The sequence below is a fragment of the Falsiroseomonas stagni DSM 19981 genome, from assembly GCF_900114315.1.
Lineage (GTDB): Bacteria > Pseudomonadota > Alphaproteobacteria > Acetobacterales > Acetobacteraceae > Falsiroseomonas > Falsiroseomonas stagni.
Genome location: NZ_FOSQ01000001.1, coordinates 1,071,810 through 1,088,960 on the forward strand (window position 1 = coordinate 1,071,810; position 17,151 = coordinate 1,088,960).

16 protein-coding genes and 1 tRNA gene are annotated in these 17,151 nt (G+C 70.3%); 11 read left to right on the top strand and 6 right to left on the bottom strand.

The annotated features are described in order from the left end of the window. Window position 1: 1 nt before the first annotated feature. The 3 genes from BM041_RS04970 (at window position 2) to BM041_RS04980 (ending at window position 2,160) form a co-directional block, all read left to right on the top strand. Window positions 2-580: a GNAT family N-acetyltransferase gene (locus BM041_RS04970; RefSeq protein ID WP_408735393.1), complete on the top strand. Its 579-nt coding sequence runs from the start codon at window positions 2-4 to the stop codon at window positions 578-580. 219 nt (window positions 581-799) lie between these two features. Continuing rightward, entirely contained in the window at window positions 800-1,693 is an 894-nt protein-coding gene (locus BM041_RS04975) for a hypothetical protein (RefSeq protein WP_175533743.1), read from the top strand. 59 nt (window positions 1,694-1,752) lie between these two features. After that, window positions 1,753-2,160, top strand: a complete 408-nt coding sequence (locus BM041_RS04980; RefSeq protein ID WP_139225958.1) for a hypothetical protein — start codon at window positions 1,753-1,755, stop codon at window positions 2,158-2,160. Window positions 2,161-2,248: 88 nt separating this feature from the next. On the opposite strand, the gene BM041_RS04985 is transcribed toward BM041_RS04980, so the two are convergent. Both BM041_RS04985 and ppa read right to left on the bottom strand, forming a co-directional pair. Continuing rightward, window positions 2,249-4,381: a sodium-translocating pyrophosphatase gene (locus BM041_RS04985; RefSeq protein WP_092956286.1), complete on the bottom strand. Its 2,133-nt coding sequence runs from the start codon at window positions 4,379-4,381 to the stop codon at window positions 2,249-2,251. 402 nt (window positions 4,382-4,783) lie between these two features. Next, window positions 4,784-5,320 carry an inorganic diphosphatase gene (gene ppa / locus BM041_RS04990; protein WP_092956289.1) on the bottom strand — a complete coding sequence of 179 codons (537 nt, stop codon included), beginning with the start codon at window positions 5,318-5,320 and terminating at the stop codon, window positions 4,784-4,786. A gap of 157 nt (window positions 5,321-5,477) precedes the next feature. Between ppa and BM041_RS04995 the strand changes: the two genes are divergently transcribed. The 8 genes from BM041_RS04995 to BM041_RS05030 all read left to right on the top strand — a co-directional run bounded on the left by BM041_RS04995 (window position 5,478) and on the right by BM041_RS05030 (window position 12,628). Continuing rightward, window positions 5,478-6,665 (top strand): E22 family MetX-like putative esterase, encoded by a 1,188-nt coding sequence (locus tag BM041_RS04995; RefSeq protein WP_092956292.1) that lies wholly within the window; start codon window positions 5,478-5,480, stop codon window positions 6,663-6,665. A 162-nt stretch (window positions 6,666-6,827) separates the two neighbouring features. Then, window positions 6,828-7,868, top strand: coding sequence for an extracellular solute-binding protein (locus tag BM041_RS05000; RefSeq protein WP_092956295.1), 1,041 nt, complete (start codon window positions 6,828-6,830; stop codon window positions 7,866-7,868). A 19-nt stretch (window positions 7,869-7,887) separates the two neighbouring features. Then, complete coding sequence (locus BM041_RS05005; protein ID WP_092956298.1) at window positions 7,888-8,940, top strand: ABC transporter ATP-binding protein; 1,053 nt, start codon at window positions 7,888-7,890, stop codon at window positions 8,938-8,940. Next, complete coding sequence (locus BM041_RS05010) at window positions 8,937-9,764, top strand: ABC transporter permease (protein WP_092956301.1); 828 nt, start codon at window positions 8,937-8,939, stop codon at window positions 9,762-9,764. The genes BM041_RS05005 and BM041_RS05010 overlap by 4 nt, the downstream gene beginning before the upstream one ends. Further along, window positions 9,761-10,549 (top strand): ABC transporter permease, encoded by a 789-nt coding sequence (locus BM041_RS05015; RefSeq protein ID WP_092956304.1) that lies wholly within the window; start codon window positions 9,761-9,763, stop codon window positions 10,547-10,549. Before BM041_RS05010 ends, BM041_RS05015 begins: the two co-directional genes overlap by 4 nt. Window positions 10,550-10,553: 4 nt before the next feature. Further along, complete coding sequence (locus tag BM041_RS05020) at window positions 10,554-11,219, top strand: RraA family protein (protein ID WP_092956307.1); 666 nt, start codon at window positions 10,554-10,556, stop codon at window positions 11,217-11,219. Between the two features lie 39 nt (window positions 11,220-11,258). Continuing rightward, window positions 11,259-11,331, top strand: a tRNA-Ile gene (locus tag BM041_RS05025). 280 nt (window positions 11,332-11,611) lie between these two features. After that, entirely contained in the window at window positions 11,612-12,628 is a 1,017-nt protein-coding gene (locus tag BM041_RS05030; RefSeq protein WP_175533744.1) for a questin oxidase family protein, read from the top strand. A gap of 141 nt (window positions 12,629-12,769) precedes the next feature. Here BM041_RS05030 and BM041_RS05035 read toward each other — a convergent pair whose 3' ends face one another. From BM041_RS05035 to BM041_RS05050, 4 genes are all read right to left on the bottom strand, one after another. Next, on the bottom strand, window positions 12,770-13,546 hold the full coding sequence (locus BM041_RS05035) for a cyclase family protein (protein WP_092956313.1): 777 nt from the start codon (window positions 13,544-13,546) through the stop codon (window positions 12,770-12,772). A 79-nt stretch (window positions 13,547-13,625) separates the two neighbouring features. Next, a complete protein-coding gene (locus tag BM041_RS05040) occupies window positions 13,626-14,843 on the bottom strand; it encodes a hypothetical protein (RefSeq protein WP_139225959.1) in 1,218 nt (405 codons plus the stop codon). Between the two features lie 102 nt (window positions 14,844-14,945). Then, window positions 14,946-16,169, bottom strand: coding sequence for a hypothetical protein (locus tag BM041_RS05045; RefSeq protein WP_092956319.1), 1,224 nt, complete (start codon window positions 16,167-16,169; stop codon window positions 14,946-14,948). Next, window positions 16,166-17,125 carry a metal ABC transporter solute-binding protein, Zn/Mn family gene (locus tag BM041_RS05050; RefSeq protein ID WP_092956322.1) on the bottom strand — a complete coding sequence of 320 codons (960 nt, stop codon included), beginning with the start codon at window positions 17,123-17,125 and terminating at the stop codon, window positions 16,166-16,168. The genes BM041_RS05045 and BM041_RS05050 overlap by 4 nt, the downstream gene beginning before the upstream one ends. Window positions 17,126-17,151 lie beyond the last annotated feature (26 nt).

Below are 17,151 nucleotides of genomic sequence, written 5' to 3' on the forward strand. Positions count from 1 at the left end.
CGTGTCCACCATCGCCGTGGCGCGCGAACCGGTCCAGCGCATCGCGGTGGATGTGACCTTCCTGCGCATGGACAGCCCGCCGGAGGATGCGCCCCCGGCCCTGCCGCGGGGCAGCGTGGTCCAGCGCGTGGCGCAATGCTCCGTGCCCTTCTACCGCTACCTCTACGACACGGTCGGGCACGACTATGTCTGGTGGCTGCGCCGCACCGTGCCGGACAGCGAGATCGCGTCCCTGCTGGCGCGGCCGGAGATCAGCATCCATGTGCTGTATCACGGCGGCGAACCCGCGGGGTTCTACGAGCTGGAACGCCGCGGCGAGCATGGCACGAACCTGGCGTATTTCGGCCTGATGCCGCATGCCATCGGCTTCGGCGCCGGCCGCGCGCTGCTGCGCCACGCGATCGACGAGGCCTGGGGCGAACATGCCCGCGCACTGACGGTGAACACCTGCACCGCCGACCACCCCCGCGCCCTGCCCAACTACAAGTCCGCCGGCTTCCGCGTGATCCGCACGGTGCGGGAGGTATGGCCGGTGCCGCTGCGACTGGGGTTGGCGATCCCGGACCGGCTGAAGGTCTGAGGGAGGCCCCCCCGACTGTCCTCGGGGGTGGCACGCCCGGTCGTCGATCCGGCGCGCCAGGCCTCATCGTTGGGCAGCCCCGCGGTTGTGGCCGGACGCCTGAAAGCCCACGACAGCGGTCGCCTTCAGGACGAATGATATCGACCCGAGGGGCGGCTACGAAACGGCCAAGAAATTTTCTTGACGGTTGCCCGAAAAGAACGATGCAATACCGACCCGATGCGCGGATCCCGCTTTTCCGGTCCGCGAATGGCAGGGTGGGAGTTGTGGATCATGGTGTCGCAGCGGCTGTCCAGCATCGTTGCAGCGATCGCATTCCCGCTATTCATCGCCGCCTGTACGGATCTCAGCGCGGTTCGCGACTTCGCGAAGACATCGTCGGCGGTCGTTGAATCACGGGCGGTCATTGATGGCTACGTTGCGCATCCAAGCCGCATGCGTGCGTTCTTTCCGCCGGACAGGCTGGCACTGCTCGAAGAACAGTCGCGGCTTCGCCAGAATCAGAAGGCAGGTCTGGAGGGCCTTCAGCAGGCGATCGGGACCTACATGACAACCCTGGGCTCGCTCGCTGCCGACGAGACCGTGTCCTTCAATACGAATCCGCTTGTCAGCCAGGCGAGCAAGGTTGGCGTCATCGCGCCTGACCTAGTTGGAGTCGTCACGGCTGCGGGCGACCTGTTGCTGCGTGCCGCGTCATCGGCCTGGCGTCAGCGGGAGACAAGCCGCTTGATCGGCGACGTCCATCCGCATCTCGTGCGAATGACCGATGCGCTGCGCCAGTTCGTGACCGAAGCCGCTGCGGCCGATGACGCGCAGGCGCTATCCGCGATTGACGCGCACTACAGCCTGCTGATCCGCCGGTCGCGGGATCCGGCTGGCATGGCGGCGCTCGGTGAATGGCGCATCGTCAGGGAGGAGGCTGTGCGGAGCCGGGAAGCCGCCCGCACCGCGTATCTCTCGGCGCTCGCCAAGGTCAGGGACGGCCACCAGATCCTGTTCGACCGCCGGAACGATCTTTCGCTGGGCGACACCATCCGCCAGTTGCGCGCGGCGGAAGCGGCGCTGCGCGAGCTCGGCAAGGTGCTCGAGCCCCTCGTCGCCCGAGCGCTGTAACCCAGCGCATCGCGCTGGCAACGCATGACGGCACCCGTTCGCAGATCCGGAGATAAGGCATGAGCGCGAGCCACAGTGGATTCCAGTTGGCGAAAGCATTGGATGCGGCCGCCGATGCAATCAAGGCGCGACTCTACCGGGACTGGGATAGTCTTTCACCGGTGCAGCGGAAGGCGCTTGAGGACGCATTCTGGGATACCATGGGCAATGCAATGCGGATCAGAACAGCGTCCGTGGATGCGCTGCTGATCGAAGCGAGGACGAGCCTGGAGGCTGTTGAGGACGTCACTCGCAGGGCCGCGGCACTCATGGCCACGCTTGATGATATCCGCAAAGCCATCAAGGTCGCGACGGCGCTCTTCGGCCTTGCCGCCAGCGTGGCAGCGGCGGTCGCCGCACCGAATCCCGCCGCCGTTGTCGGTGCGCTCAAGGCTCTCAAGAAAGTCGTGGATGCCGCCGAAGCGTGAGCCTTGGCGGCCCTGGCCCCTTCGCCAGGCCGCATGAAGAAGGCCGGCGGATCGCTCCGCCGGCCTTCCTCGTTTCAGCGGTCGTGGCTCAGCTATGCGCCAGGATCGCCAGCAGCAGCAGCGCCACGATGTTGGTGATCTTGATCATCGGGTTCACCGCGGGGCCGGAGGTATCCTTGTAGGGATCGCCCACGGTGTCGCCCGTCACGGCCGCCTTGTGGGCGTCGCTGCCCTTGCCGCCGTAATGGCCTTCCTCGATGTACTTCTTGGCGTTGTCCCAGGCGCCGCCGCCCGTGGTCATGCTGACCGCGACGAAGAAGCCCGTGACGATGACGCCGAGCAGCATGGCGCCGAGTGCCGAGAACGCTGCCGCCTTGCCGCCGATCGCCAGGATCACCACGAAGACGACGATCGGGCTCAGCACCGGCAGGAGCGAGGGGATGATCATCTCCTTGATCGCGGCCTTGGTGAGCATGTCGACCGCGCGGCCGTAATCCGGCTTCTCCGCCCCCGTCATGATGCCGGGGTGTTCGCGGAACTGCCGGCGCACTTCCTCCACCACCGCGGTCGCGGCGCGGCCGACGGCGGTCATGGACATGCCGCCAAACAGGTACGGCAGCAGGCCGCCGAACAGCAGCCCGACCACGACATAGGGGTCCGACAGGCTGAAGGTCATCGCCCCGATCCCCGCGAAGTAGGGATAGGTCGCGGGGTTGGCGATGAAGTAGTTCAGATCCTGCGTGTAGGCCGCGAAGAGCACCAGCGCGCCGAGGCCCGCGGAGCCGATCGCATAGCCCTTGGTCACCGCCTTGGTCGTGTTGCCGACGGCGTCCAGCGCATCGGTGGAGACGCGGACCTCCTTCGGCAGGCCCGCCATTTCCGCGATGCCGCCGGCATTGTCCGTCACGGGGCCGAAGGCATCCAGCGCCACCACCATGCCGGCCAGGGCCAGCATCGTCGTCGTCGCGATGGCGATGCCATACAGGCCCGCGAGCCCATAGGCCGAGAGCACGCCCGCGATGATGATCAGCGCCGGCAGCGCGGTGGATTCCATCGAGACCGCGAGGCCGCGGATCACGTTGGTGCCGTGGCCGGTCTGGCTGGCCTCCGCGATGGACCGCACGGGGCGGAAATCCGTGCCCGTGTAGTATTCCGTTACCACCACGATCGCCGCCGTCACCGCCAGGCCGACCGCGCCGCAGAGGAACAGGCTGAAGGCGCCGAAGCTGACTCCGCCCGCCGTCACCGTCCCGGTGCCGAAGGCGATGTAGCAGAGCGGCAGCAGCACGATCAGCGACAGGATGCCGGTGACGATGAAGCCCCGGTACATCGCGCCCATGATGTTGTTGTTCGCCGGCAGCTTCACGAAGTAGGTGCCGATGATGGAGGTGACGACGCAGACCGCGCCGATCGCCAGCGGGAAGACCATCGCCGCGATGCGGCCTTCGGCGGAGAAGGAGATGGCGGCCAGCACCATGGTGGCGACCATGGTCACCGCATAGGTCTCGAACAGGTCGGCCGCCATGCCGGCGCAGTCGCCGACATTGTCGCCCACATTGTCCGCGATGGTGGCGGGGTTGCGGGGGTCATCCTCGGGAATGCCGGCCTCGACCTTCCCCACCATGTCGCCGCCCACATCGGCGCCCTTGGTGAAGATGCCGCCGCCGAGGCGGGCGAAGATGGAGATGAGGGAGGCGCCGAAGCCCAGCGCCACCAGCGCATCGATGACGACGCGCGAATTGGCCGCGAGCCCGCCGATCGGCACCAGGATCATGAAGTAGACGGCGACACCCAGCAGCGCGAGGCCCGCCACCAGCATGCCGGTGATGGCGCCCGACTTGAACGCGACATCGAGGCCGGAGGCGAGGGACTGCGTCGCCGCCTGCGCCGTGCGGACATTGGCGCGCACCGACACGTTCATGCCGATGAAGCCTGCGGCGCCGGACAGCACCGCGCCGATCAGGAAGCCGATGCCCACCGCGAAGGCGTGCCCGCCGAAGCCGAAGGCCGCCAGGATGACGAAGAACAGCACCGCGCCGACGATGCCGATGGTGGTGTATTGCCGCTTGAGGTAGGCGGATGCGCCTTCGCTGATCGCCGCCGCGATCTCCTGCATCCGCGCATTGCCGGCATCCCGGCCCAGGATATCCTTTGCCGTCACCACGCTGTAGGCGATGGCTAACCCGCCCAGCGCGATGATCAGCAACAACGATAGCGTCATCAAGGCAGCCTCTCCCCCTCTGCTCCCAGGTTTCCTGGGTTTGCTGAATGGCCTGGCCGGGGGCCGGGGCGGGGGCGCGAAAGCCCCTTGCCTTGGCCCGGGAGCCGGGCTGGGGAAAGCTTGCCGGGGGCGCAGGGCCCTGGCAACGCCGCATGGTTGCCGCGCGACAGAAAAAGTCGCACGGCCGCGCCACGGCGTCATTCCAACGGCCGCTTTCAGCGACTCGTTGGTATCTTTTTCGTGCCCTCAGGTGCCGGGCGCGCGCTCCGCGCGCTTGGCTCGCCGCACTGGCGGCGGGCCGCGTTCGCGGCCTCGGCCGACTGCGCCGACCGCAGGTCACTCCATCGAGCCGTTGGTGTCATTCCAGCCGGAAGGGGACGCCCCCGGAGGGGCGGAGGAGTCTTATTCCTTCGAATCGTCCTTGTAGGCGGCCATGGACTTCAGGATGATCTCCGCCGCCTCGCTGGCCGGGCCCCAGCCGCGCACCTTCACCCACTTGTCGGACTCCAGGTCCTTGTAGGTGGCGAAGAAGTGCTCGATCGTCGCGCGCGTGATCTGGGGCAGTTCCTCGGCGCTGGTGATGCCCGAATACATCGGGTGCACCTTGTCGTGCGGCACACAGACCAGCTTCTCATCCGACCCGGCCTCGTCCTCCATGTGCAGGACGCCGATCGGGCGGGCGCGGATGACGCAGCCCGGCACGACCGGGGCCGGGGTCAGCACCAGGGCATCGGCGGGGTCGCCATCATCGGCCAGCGTGCCGGGGATGAAGCCATAGGCAGCCGGATAGGCCATGGGGGTGAACAGGAAGCGGTCCACCACCACCGCGCCGCTGTCCTTGTCCAGCTCGTACTTCACCTGGCTGCCCTGGGGGATCTCCACCACCACATTCACGTCGTGCGGCGGGGCCTTGCCGGTCGGGATCTTGGCCAGGTTCATGGGGCTGGGACCTTCGGGGAGCTGTTGGTGCCGGCCTTGTAGCGCAAGGCCAACCGGCGCGGTAGCGGACCCTTGCCCCTTCCGCGGCAGCGGGCGCTTGCACGACCCCGCGGGGCGGGATCACCATGCCGGCAACCCTTGGGGAGGGACCCGTCCGATGAAGCGTCGCCTGCTGCTTGCCGCCACCCTGGCCCTGGCCGCCCTGTCACAGGCGCCGGCCATCGCCCAGCCCGCCGCGACGGAGATCGTGGAGAAGAAGGTCTTCGAGACCACGGGCTATGTGACGCGCGGCGGCGCCACGATCCCCACCATCCGCATCGGCTACCAGACCGCCGGCACGCTGAACGCCGCCGGCGACAATGCCGTCATCGTCACGCATTTCTTCTCCGGCAACAGCCATGCCTTCGGCCGCTACGCGGAAGGCCAGCCCGCCGGCTACTGGGACGCCATCATCGGCCCCGGCCGGGCGATCGATACCAACCGCTACTTCGTCATCTCCTCCGACACCCTCGTGAACCTGAATGTCCGGGATGGCCGCACGGTCACCACCGGCCCGGTCTCCATGAACCCCGCCACCGGCCGGCCCTGGGCGCTCGACTTCCCCGTCATCGCCATGCGCGACTTCATCGAGGTGCAGAAGCGGCTGCTGGACAGCCTGGGCGTGCGGCGCCTGGCGCTGGTGACGGGGGCGTCGATGGGCGCGCTGCAGGCCATCGAATGGGCCGCCGCCTATCCGCAGATGATCGACCGCGTGATGCCGGTGATCGGCAGTTCCGAGTTCGATCCCTGGGCCATCGCCTGGCTCGACATCTGGGAAAGCCCCATCCGGCTCGACCCCAATTTCAACAATGGCGACTACTACGCGCAGGGCCGCGAACCGCCCACGCGCGGCCTGGCGGAGGCGCTGAAGATCGTCACGGTCCAGGCGCAGGACCGCCCCGCCCTGGCGCGCTTCGGCCGCCGTGCCGCGGAAGGGCAGGACCCGCTGCGCCGCATCGGCGACCGGTTCGAGGTGGAACGCTTCCTGGACGAGGCCGCCCTGGCCCGTGCCCGGGTTTCCGACGCCAACCACTTCCTCTACCTCGTCCGCGCCAACCAGCTGTTCCTGCATGAATACGCCAGCAGCGAGGCCGCCCTGTCCCGCAGCCAGGCGCGCTGGTTCGTCGTGGCATCGCCCACCGACCGCGTCTTCATGCTGGACTACAATACGGAGATGGTGGCCCTGCTCCGCCGCCTCGGCCGCCCGGTCGATTTCGCGGAGGTGACGGGCCCGCTTGGCCACCTCAACGGCGTGGTCGGCATGGCGCCGCTGGCCGACCGCATCCGGGCTTTTCTCCAGAACTGATTTTCGGCGGCCGGCCGCGTTGTTCCGATTTCTTCCGCCGGACGGAAGGGCGGCGGCGCGGCGGCAGGCTTTCTTCCATCCAGCGGGCGCCAGGGCTTTGCCCTTGGCAGCGCCCGCGCTTCGGGGCGATGCTCCCGGCACCCACCTGCCGGGAGCCCCCTGATGCGCATCCTCGCCTACGCCGCCGCGGCCTTCCTTGCCGCCAGCCCCGCCCTGGCGCAGGGCGGGGGGCGCGTGACGCTCCAGGCCTATGCAGGCATCTTCAAGGACAACTACACCCAGACCGTGCTCGCCCCCTTCACCACCGCCAGCGGCACGGCGGTGCAGTATTTCGAGGGCGGCACCAGCGCGCAGATGCTCGGCACGCTCCGCGCCCAGCGCGCCGATCCGCAGATCGACGTCGTCATCATGGATGTCACCACGGCCGCCATCGCCTGCGCGGAAGGCTTGGTGGAGCGCATCGACGCCGCGACCCTGCCCGTGATCGCGGAACTGGACGACCAGGCCCGCAGTTCCGGCGGCGCCTGCGGCCCGGCCGTCACCTATGACCACCTGGTCATGGTCTATGACACCCGCGCGGTCACGCCGGCGCCGACGCGCTGGGCAGCGATGTGGGACCCCGCGCATCGCGGCCGCATCGCGCTTTCCTCCCCCCCCAACATCCAGGGCCTGGCCATCACGGCGATCCTCGCCCATGCCAATGGCGGGTCCTGGCAGAACCTCAACGCCGCCATGCCGCGGCTGCGGGAGATCGCGCCGGCGGTGCAGACCTTCGATCCCAACCCCGATGGCTACACGCTGATCCTGAACGACCAGGTCCGCTTCGCCACCGGCTGGAACGCCCGCGCGCAGCTCTACCGCGACCAGTCCCAGGGCCGCATCGGCGTGGTGCTGCCGGAGGAAGGGACGGTGTTCCAGATCAACACCATCAACATCGTCGCCAACAGCAGGAACCGCGCCCAGGCGCTGGCACTCGCCGCCCATGCGCTGTCCGCCGACGCCCAGAAGGCCTTCACGGAACGCATGTTCTACGGCCCCACCAACAGCCGCGCCCAGGTCTCCCCGGAAGCCATGGCCCGCACGGCGCTGGCCCCCGAATTCCGCAACCGCGTCATCCCGCTGGACTGGAACGAGATGGTGCGGTTGCGCGATGGCTGGAACCAGCGCTGGCGGCGAGAGGTGATCGCGGCGTCCGGCCGCTGAGCCCGGCGCCCGCTGTCGCATGAGCCACCTCACGCTCGAAGCCCTGACGCGCCGCTTCCCCGGCGCGCCGCACCCCGCCGTGGATGGCGTCTCCCTCGAACTCGGGCAGGGCGCGCTGCTGGCGCTGCTTGGCCCCTCCGGCTGCGGCAAGACCACCACGCTGCGCATGATTGCGGGGCTGGAGGTGCCGGATGCCGGGCGCATCCGGGTCGCGGGCCGCGACGTCACGGCGCTGCCGCCGCACCGGCGGAACATGGGCGTGGTGTTCCAGTCCTACGCGCTGTTCCCGCACATGACCGCCGCGCAGAACGTGGCCTTCGGGCTGGAGATGCGCGGCACCCCGCGCACCGACCGCCCAGCCCGGGTGCAGGAGGCGCTGGACCTCGTCGGCCTCGGCAAGCTCGCGGCCCGGAAGCCGCGGCAGCTCTCCGGCGGCCAGCAGCAGCGCGTCGCCCTGGCCCGCGCGCTGGCCCCGCGCCCCGATTTGCTGCTGCTGGACGAACCGCTCAGCGCCCTCGATGCCAAGCTGCGGGAGGAGGTGCGGGACGAGATCCGCGGCCTGCAGCAGCGCCTCGGCACCACCGCCGTCTTCGTCACGCATGACCAGACGGAGGCGCTGGCCATGGCGGACCTGGTTGCCGTGATGAACGAAGGCCGGATCGAGCAACTCGCCACGCCGGAGGCGATTTTCGAACGTCCCGCGACGCGCTTCGTCGCCACCTTCGTCGGCCGCGCCGCGCGCCTGCCCGCGACCGTCGTGCGGCCGGGCCTGCTGCGCGTGGGCGATGCCGAACTCCACGCGGCCGAGACGCCCGCCGCCGGTGCCGCGGAGGTCTTCATCCGTCCCCACCATGTCCGCCCGCTGCGGGATGGGGAGAGCGCGGAGAACACGCTGCCCGCGACGCTGTCCCGCCGAACCTATACGGGGGATCTGGTGACGCTCGATTTCACCACCCCCGCCGGCCGCCTGATCGCGGACCTGCCGGGCGGGTCGCAGGGTTCCGATCTGCGCGTGGGGGACACGCTCCGCCTCGGCTTCCGGGCGGCCGATGTCCGGGTCTTCGCGGCGTGATCGGGCTGCTGCTCTGCCTGCCGGCGGCGCTGGTGCTGGGGGTGGGCTTCGTCTGGCCCGTCGCGCTGCTGGCGCGCATCAGCCTGAACCGCACCACCGACATGGGCGCGATGGAGGAGGCACTCAGCCTCGAGACCATGGCGAAGCTGGTGGAGGATGACTTCACCTGGGAACTCGCCTGGAACACCGCGACGCTGTCGGCCACCTGTGGGGCCATCGCCGTGGCGCTCGCGCTGCCCGTCGCGCTGCTGATCCGCAGCGCGCCGCCGCAATGGAGGGGGCTGCTGTCCTTGATGGCCGTGGCGCCGCTGCTCGTCTCCTCCACCGCCCGCGTCGTGGGGTGGATGGCGATCCTCGGCGACCGGGGGATGATCAATGCGATGCTCGCCTTCGCCGGCCTCACCGACGATCCCGTCAGGCTCATCAACAACTGGACCGGCGTGCGGATCGGGCTGACGGAAAGCCTGATGCCCTATGCCTGCCTGGTGCTGATCGCGGGCCTCGGGCGGCTGGATTCGCGGCTGGAGGAGGCCGCGGCGACGTTGGGGGCGACTCGCACAAGAACCTTCCTGCGCGTCACGCTGCCCCTGGCGGCGCCTGCGCTGGCCGCGGCCTTCTTGCTCGTCTTCGTGCTCGGCGTCTCCGCCTTCGTCACGCCGCGGCTGATGGGGGGCGGGCGCGTCTTCGTCGTGGCGACGGAAATCTTCGACCTGGCGCTGGAGACGGTGGACTGGCCCGCGGCGGCCGCCATGGCGATGCTGCTGCTGGGATCGCTGGCGCTGGCCATGGCACTGCGCGCCGTGGTCGCGAGGGTGCCGCGATGAGGCCGGGCTGGGTGCTGCGCCTGGCTGCGATCTGCGGCTACGGGCTGCTGCTGGCGCCGGCGGTGCTGGTCTGCGCCATTTCCTTCTCCGCCGGCGATTTTCTCAATTTCCCACCGCCGGGCCTGTCCTTCCGCTGGTATGCCGCGCTGGTCTCCAATGCCGAGTTGATGGCGGCCTTGCGCAATTCCGCCGTGCTCGCCGCGCTCGTCGCCGTCATAGCCCTGCTGGCTGGCGGGCCGGCGGCCTATGCCATCGCGCGGCTCGAATTCCCGGGGCGCAGCGCCATGGCCGCCTTCCTGGCGGCGCCGCTGCTGCTGCCGACGCTGGTGCTGGGCCTCGCGCTGCTGCTGGCGCTGCAACCGGTGAAACTCGCCGCCACCTGGCCCGGCCTGGTGCTGGCCCATGCCATGGTCGCGATCCCCTTCGCCGTCCGCATCATGACCACCGCCTTCGGCGCCGTGCCGCAGGACCTGGAGGAAGCCGCCTGGACGCTCGGCGCCACGCCCTTCCAGGCCGCGCTGCGCGTCACCCTCCCGCTCGCCGCCCCCGGGGCCATCGCGGCCGGGGCGCTGTGCTTCCTGGTCTCCTTCGACGAGACGGTGATCAGCCTGTTCCTGGTCGGCCCGCGCCTCTCCACCCTGCCGGTCGAGATGTTCCGCTATGCGGAGAACCGCACCGATCCCCTCGTCGCCGCGCTGGCGATGACGCTGATCGTCGTCGCTCTTGCCGTTGTCCTGCTGGTGGAACGCCTGGTCGGCTTCACCCGCGCCGTTGGAAGGAACTGAACCCATGGCCCGCTACGTCGTCGAACCCATGCCCGGGCAACTCAGCGCGGAGGTCGTCGAACTCCTGGAGAAGACGGAGACCGCGACCGTCGGCCATTGGCGCCACTGGGGCTTCTGCGACCGCAAGATCCAGGGCCTGCTGCGCCGCCGCGTCGCCGGCACGGCGGTGACGGTCCAGATCCCCGGCCCCGACTCGACCATCCTGCACCACGCGCTCGGCCTGCTGCGGCCGGGGGACATCCTGGTGGTGGACCGGCTCGGCGATGACCGCCACGCCTGCTGGGGCGGCGGCGTGACGGTCGCCGCCAAGGCCGCCGGCGCCAAGGCCGGCATCGTGGACGGCGCCTGCACGGATATCGAGGAAGTGGAGGCCAGCGACTTCCCCCTGTGGTGCCGCGGCCTGGCCCCCATCACGACCCGCATCTACGACCTGGGCGGGCGGATGAACGTGCCCGTCTCCATCGGCGGCGTCGTCGTCATGCCCGGCGATGCCGTGCTGGCCGACGAATCCGGCGTGCTGATCCTGCCGCCGGGGGAGGCCGAGGCCGAGGCCCGCGCGGCCATCGCCCGCCAGGAACGCGGCCTGACCGTCCAGGCGCGCTGCGCGGCCGGCGAGAAGCTGGGCGACATCAGCGGTGCCACGGCCAAGGTCCTCGCCGGGCTTGCATGAGGGCGCCGCCCTTGCGATGCAGGGGAGGCCCGCGGTTCCGGGCCCGTAGCTCAATGGTCAGAGCGGGCCGCTCATAACGGCTTGGTTGCAGGTTCGAGTCCTGCCGGGCCCATTTTCGCCGCCCGCGTAGCGGCGCGGGGCACTGCCCCGCGAGGCGAAAATCCGCCGGAGCGGGATTTCTGCCATGGGGAAGGCGCTGCCTTCCCCATACCCCATCCGCCAGGGCCCATCCGCTTGATTCCGCTATGAAACCGCCTGGTCGCAGCGGGCCACGGCGCCGGAACCAGGGCGGCCTGGAGAAACCGTCTTCCCCCAAGGGCAATCGCCAGCCGCCTCCCCCTACACGCGCCGGTAGTCTATGCTTGCATCATGACGAGCACGGAAGGCCAGGGATGAGCGACGCGCTGACCGAGGCCCGATCCCTCAGCGCGGAATACGGGGAGGCCTTCGCCAACCACACCCCCATGGTGCTGCACGCCCAGAAGCGCCTCGGCGGCACGGAAGCCGATGCCCGCCGCTTCCTCGACGCGTATCTGCGCCAGAACCACCTGGCCCCCACGCCCCCCTCCGACGTCACGATCACCCAGCTCAACTGGACGCTCCGCCTCGGTGAACGCCCGGCCCAGGCCGCCTACCGCGCCTTCTTCCGCGCCGAACTCGCCCGCCTCGGCACGGCCGAAGCCCTGGCCAGCCGCTACCTGCCGCGCCTTCTGCCGGGCCTCGCCGCCAGCGCGCTGCACGCGCTGATGCGGCTCGCCTACGCGCGGGATGCCGGGGATGCGGAGGAAGTGGCGGAAAGCCTCGGCTACTGGGCCGCCACCTACCTGCCGCTGGGCGAGGGCGTGGGCCAGAAGCCGGTCACGGCTGAACCGCTCGGCGTGCTGGCGCGCGTGGCGGCGGAACCGACCCTCGCCGCCCTGACTTTCGATGACGGCCTGCTCTGGCACGCCATGCGCAAGGTGGCCCGGATGCCCGCCTTCTCCCCGGTGCATGACTGGCTGGAGGTGCGGGACGACACGCTCGACCTCATCGCCCGCGATTCGCTGCTGGTGCTGGCGCATACCATGGAATTCTGCGCTATCCACGCCGTGACCGGCACGCATTGGCTGCGCCTGGTGCTGCCCCTGCTGAAGACGGAAGACCAGAAGCGCGCCATCCGCTTCTTCTGGCAGGCCATCGCCTCCGTCCGTCCCAAGATGGGCTTCCCCCGCCCCCTGACAGCCGCGGAGGCGGAGGCCATGCGCGCCCTGCCCGCGCCGGGGTGGGAGGAGATCGCCGCCGCCGCCCGCGCGTCGGATGACGAACACGACGTCTCCCTGGCCTATTCCGCGCGGTGCGAGGAGGAATTCCGCGGCGACCGCCTGTACCGCGTGGTCGCCGCGAAGCGCCTGGGGCTGATCCCGGCTTGACCCGCGAAGACCGCCCCCTGCACCGCCCCCGCGCATAGGCGAAGGGCGCGGGCTTCGCCGGATCTTGGGCCCGGCGGGTCCGCGCCACTCGCGGTTCACGGGTCGTCCGCCCGCCGCTCCGGTCCGGCGGGCCTGCGCGCGTCACTCGTCCAGTATGGCGACCGCCCGGCACCAGCCGCCCGAGGCCGCCCTGATCTTCACCGGGAGGCAGGAGACGGTGAAGCCCGTGGCCGGCAAGAGGTCGAGGTTGGTCAGCTTCTCGATCTGGCAGTAGCCGGCTTCCCGCCCGGCCTTGTGGCCTTCCCAGATCAGGCTGGCATCGCCGGTCTCCGCCACGCGCGCCTTGGTGTGGATGAAGGGCGCGTCCCAGGACCAGCCATCGGTGCCGACCACCCGAACGCCCTGGCCGGTCAGCCACAGCGTCGCCTCCCGACCGAAGCCGCAGCCCCGCGCGACATAGTCCGGGCGGCCATAGCAGGCGCCGGCCGCGGTGTTGGCCAGCACGATGTCGCCGGGCCGCAGCACATGGCCGATCCCGGCCAGCGCGGCCTGCACCTCCGCCGCACTCACCACATGGCCATCCGGCATGTCGCGGAAATCGAGCTTCACGCCAGGGCCGATGCACCAGTCCAGGGGCACCTGGTCGATCGTCAGCGCGGGCGCGCCGCCATCCATCGTGCTGGCGTAGTGCCAGGGTGCATCCAGGTGGGTGCCGTTATGGGTGGTCAGCTGGATCATCTCGATCGCCCAGCCCTCCCCATCCGGCAACTGGTCCGGCCGGATGCCGGGGAAGAAGCCCAGCAGCTGGCTCACCGTCTCCTTGTGCGTCCGATATTCGATCTGCGGGCCGAGGCCCGGCGGGTCCGCCGCCACGTCATTCTCGAGCGCGAGGGACAGGTCGATGATCCGGCGCGGCATGCCAGCGATTCCTTCCGGGACGTGGACGGAGCCTATTCCTTCCGCGTCCCCGCGCCAGCCCGCCCTTACTTGGCGCGCGTCAGAAGCCCTGCCGCCACCCCAGCAGCACCAGCGCGGCATCCGTGCTGCCGCGCCCGCCTTCCTCCGTGCCCGCGCGGGTGCGGGACCAGCCGATGTCCGCGGTGAAGCCCAGCCCGAGTTCCCGCCCGACCGTCGCCTCCAGGTAGCTGGACCGCGCCACCCCGTTGGCGCTGCGGTTCCGGTCCTCCACCTGCCAGCCGATCGATCCCCGCCAGGGGCCATAGGTGGTCTGTGCCGCGAGCGTCGTGACGGTGCGGCGTTCGGCGATCGGCGTGGGCACGCCATCCACATCCTCCACCGGCCGGCCGCCGGCGTTGCGGAAGCGCACGGCTTCCGCGAAGAGCGTGGTGGAGATCTCCTCCGTCCAGGGGATCTCCCAGCTGGCGCCGATCGCCGTGCCCCATTCCCGCGCGCGCCCATCCGAACCGGCGCCGCGCGACAGCACCGCCACCTGGTAGGTGAAGCCGGGCAGGGCGCCGATCCGCTCCCCCTCCAGCGCCAGCGCGGCATTGTCGAGGTTCCCGGTATTGCCCGCCCCGCCCAGCCCGCGGCTGTTGCGGCGATAGCGATCGGCCTCGTCCCGCCCGAAGCGCTTGCGGGTCACCGCCGTGGAGGAGAGGGAGGTGGTGTCGAAGGTGAAGACCGCCGCCGACAGCCGGTGTTCCCCCCAGCCATCGGCATCGTCGACCACCGTTGCCCGCGCCATGACGCCGATGCTCTCCGTGATCTCGTACATCGAGACCTGGTCGGTCAGGCGGATGCCCGGCAGATTGTCCCAGCCTCGGCCGAAGGGGGCGGTGAACTTCCCGGCCGTCAGCGTCAGGCGCGGATCGGCCCGCCATTCCGCATACAGCGCATCGATCCAGGCGCCCTGGTCCTGGAAGGCGCGGTCCTGCCCCCCGGTCGGGCCGCCCGCCACCGGTTCGAATTTCAGCACGCCCTGGATGACGACGTTCTCCGCCAGGTGAAGCCCGGCGCTGAGCGCCGCCTTGGCGTAGAGGTCGCGGAAGCGATCATTCCGCGACGGCGCGCGATAGGTGGAGACCCCGTAGAGGTCCACCGCCAGCTCGCCGCTGACATGCGGCACGAAGCCGGCCCCAAGCCGGACCTCCGGGGCCGGCGCCTCCTGCGCCCAGGCCGCCTGGGTCCAAGCCACCGGGGCCATCCCGCCGAGGGCCAGCAGCCCCATCGCCAGCCGGGTCATCCGTTGCCGCATCCAGCCAATCCTTCCCGTGCGTGACGTCCAGGATAGCTGAACGTCTCACGACGGGGCAGGATCGCACAGCCTGGCGAACGGATGGTTGCGGCGAGGCCCCGTTCAGAACCCCCGCCAGCCCAGCCGGAACAGCACGGCATGGGCGGTGCCGAGGCCGCCCGCCTCCTCCCGCGCATAGCGCGCATACTGGTAGCCGGCATCCAAGGAGACGTTCGGCAGGATGTCCCGCCCGACGGAGGCTTCCACATAGTTCTCGGTCGGCACCGCCTCCACGCTGCGCTTCCGCTGGTCCCGCTGCCAGGCGATGGTGCCGCGCCACTCGCCGATCCGGTGCCGCAGGCCGAGTGTGGTGAAGGTGCGGCGTTCGCGGATGCTCGTCTCCAGCGCCGTCTCGACCTCGTCGCCCGTGTCGGGATCGACGCCGAGCAGCGTGATCTCCGTGCGCGGCCGCGCGGCGGCGTTGCGGAACTGCACGCCTTCCGCGAAGAACAGGGTGGATTGGTCGGCTGACCAGTCCAGCTGGTAGCGCGCGGCGGCGGCATAGCCCCATTCGCGCGCCGTCCCGTCATCCCCCGCGCCGCGCGTCAGCACGCCGAGGTGGTAGGAGAAGCCTGGCAGCAGGCCGAAGCGGTCGCCATCCAGCGCGATGGTCGCGTTGTCGAACTGGCCCGTATTGCCCGGCCCGCCCTGCTGGCGCGTGTTCCGGTTGAAGCGCTCATACCGTTCGTCGCAGCAGGATCGCCGCGTCATCAGCGTGGAGGACAGGAACGTCCGGTCCAGCGTGAAGACGGCGGCGGAAATGTCGTGTTCCCCCCACCAGGGATCGACGAAGGCGGTACGCGTCGCGGCCAGGCCCAGGCTGTCCGTGATCGCATAGACCTCATGCGCCCGGACGCTGGCGAGGATGCCGGGGAAGTCGTGATGCCCGCGCCCGAAGGGCGCCACGAAGCGCCCGGCCTGCAGCGTGGTGTCGGCATCCGGCTTCCATTCGGCGTAGAGCGCCTCGAGGAAGGCCGATTGCCGGCGGAAGAAGGTGGTGCTGCCGCCCGGCGATCCGCCGGTGCTGTCGCCCTCGCCGATCGGCTCGAAGGTCAGCACGCCTTGCAGGGAGAAGTTCGGCGTCAGGTGCAGCCCCGCCGCGATCTCCCCGAAGCTGTAGACGCTGGTGCCGCCCCGCGCGCGATCCGTCGCGCTGGTGGTGCCGACGCCGTAGAAGCCGATGTCGATCTCGGTCGAGACATGCGGCGTGAAGCCCGTGGCGGGCGCCTGCGCGGCCGCGATGCCAGGCAGCAGGGCGGCGGTGGCCGCCAGCAGCAGCGCCCTCATGCCGCGCCACCCCGCATCGCGGGCACCAGCTGCCCGACATTGTGCCGGAACATCGCCTCGTAGCTTGCGGCCGGTCCGCCCGGCTCGCTCAGCGCATCGGCATAGAGCCTGCCCCGCACCGTGACCCCCGCCTCCCGCGCCAGGCGTTCCAGCGTGGCGGGGTTGCCCATGTTCTCCAGGAAGACGGCGGTGATGCCCTCGGACCGCACCTGGCGGATCAGCCGCGCCACATCGCCGGCGCTCGGCTCCGCCTCGGTGGACACGCCCTGCGGCGCCAGGAAGGTGATGCCATAGGCCGCGCCGAAATAGCCGAAGGCGTCATGGCTGGTGATGACCTTGCGCCGGGCTTCCGGCACGGCGGCGATCTGCGCCCGCACCCAGCCGTCCAGCGCCTCCAGCCTCGTGGCGTAGCTGCCGGCCGCGGCCTGGATGGCGCCGGATTGCGCCGGCAGCGCGGCGGCCAGGGCGGCGGCGATGCCGCGGACATAATGGATGCCGTGCCGGAGGTCCTGCCAGGCATGGGGGTCCGGCACCTGCCGAGACCCCACCGAGTGGTTCTGCCGCCGCTCCGCGCCGCCGCCATGGCTGTGGTTATGGGCATGGCCCGCCATCATCCGCGGCGTGATGCCATCCGTCGCCGTCGCCACCGCGCCGCGATAGCCCGCCGCGCGGACCATGCGGTCCATCCAGCCATCGAAGCCCAGGCCGTTGCGCACCACCAGCGCCGCGCCGCGCAGCGCCTCCGCATCGCTCGGCCGGGGCTGGAAGCTGTGCGCGTCCACATTCGGCCCCGCGATGGTGCGCAGCCGCACCTGGCTGCCCGCGACCTCCCGCACCAGGTCGCCGAGGATGGAGAAGGAGGCGACGACCAGCGGCGCCTCCTGCGGTGTCACCTGGGCGCGCGCCAGGCCAGGCAACAGCAGCGCCGGCAGGGCGAGGAGGGAACGCCGTTGCATGAAGGGGTCTCCGCAGTAACGTTATA

What these genes read in the sequence shown, in the direction of transcription:
- BM041_RS04975 (WP_175533743.1), top strand. Translation starts at nt 800, where the DNA reads ATGCGCGGATCCCGCTTTTCCGGTCCGCGAATGGCAGGGTGGGAGTTG.
- BM041_RS04980 (WP_139225958.1), top strand. Translation starts at nt 1,753, where the DNA reads ATGAGCGCGAGCCACAGTGGATTCCAGTTGGCGAAAGCATTGGATGCG.
- BM041_RS04985 (WP_092956286.1), bottom strand. Translation starts at nt 4,381, where the DNA reads ATGACGCTATCGTTGTTGCTGATCATCGCGCTGGGCGGGTTAGCCATC.
- ppa (WP_092956289.1), bottom strand. Translation starts at nt 5,320, where the DNA reads ATGAACCTGGCCAAGATCCCGACCGGCAAGGCCCCGCCGCACGACGTG.
- BM041_RS04995 (WP_092956292.1), top strand. Translation starts at nt 5,478, where the DNA reads ATGAAGCGTCGCCTGCTGCTTGCCGCCACCCTGGCCCTGGCCGCCCTG.
- BM041_RS05000 (WP_092956295.1), top strand. Translation starts at nt 6,828, where the DNA reads ATGCGCATCCTCGCCTACGCCGCCGCGGCCTTCCTTGCCGCCAGCCCC.
- BM041_RS05005 (WP_092956298.1), top strand. Translation starts at nt 7,888, where the DNA reads ATGAGCCACCTCACGCTCGAAGCCCTGACGCGCCGCTTCCCCGGCGCG.
- BM041_RS05015 (WP_092956304.1), top strand. Translation starts at nt 9,761, where the DNA reads ATGAGGCCGGGCTGGGTGCTGCGCCTGGCTGCGATCTGCGGCTACGGG.
- BM041_RS05020 (WP_092956307.1), top strand. Translation starts at nt 10,554, where the DNA reads ATGGCCCGCTACGTCGTCGAACCCATGCCCGGGCAACTCAGCGCGGAG.
- BM041_RS05030 (WP_175533744.1), top strand. Translation starts at nt 11,612, where the DNA reads ATGAGCGACGCGCTGACCGAGGCCCGATCCCTCAGCGCGGAATACGGG.
- BM041_RS05035 (WP_092956313.1), bottom strand. Translation starts at nt 13,546, where the DNA reads ATGCCGCGCCGGATCATCGACCTGTCCCTCGCGCTCGAGAATGACGTG.
- BM041_RS05040 (WP_139225959.1), bottom strand. Translation starts at nt 14,843, where the DNA reads ATGCGGCAACGGATGACCCGGCTGGCGATGGGGCTGCTGGCCCTCGGC.
- BM041_RS05045 (WP_092956319.1), bottom strand. Translation starts at nt 16,169, where the DNA reads ATGAGGGCGCTGCTGCTGGCGGCCACCGCCGCCCTGCTGCCTGGCATC.
- BM041_RS05050 (WP_092956322.1), bottom strand. Translation starts at nt 17,125, where the DNA reads ATGCAACGGCGTTCCCTCCTCGCCCTGCCGGCGCTGCTGTTGCCTGGC.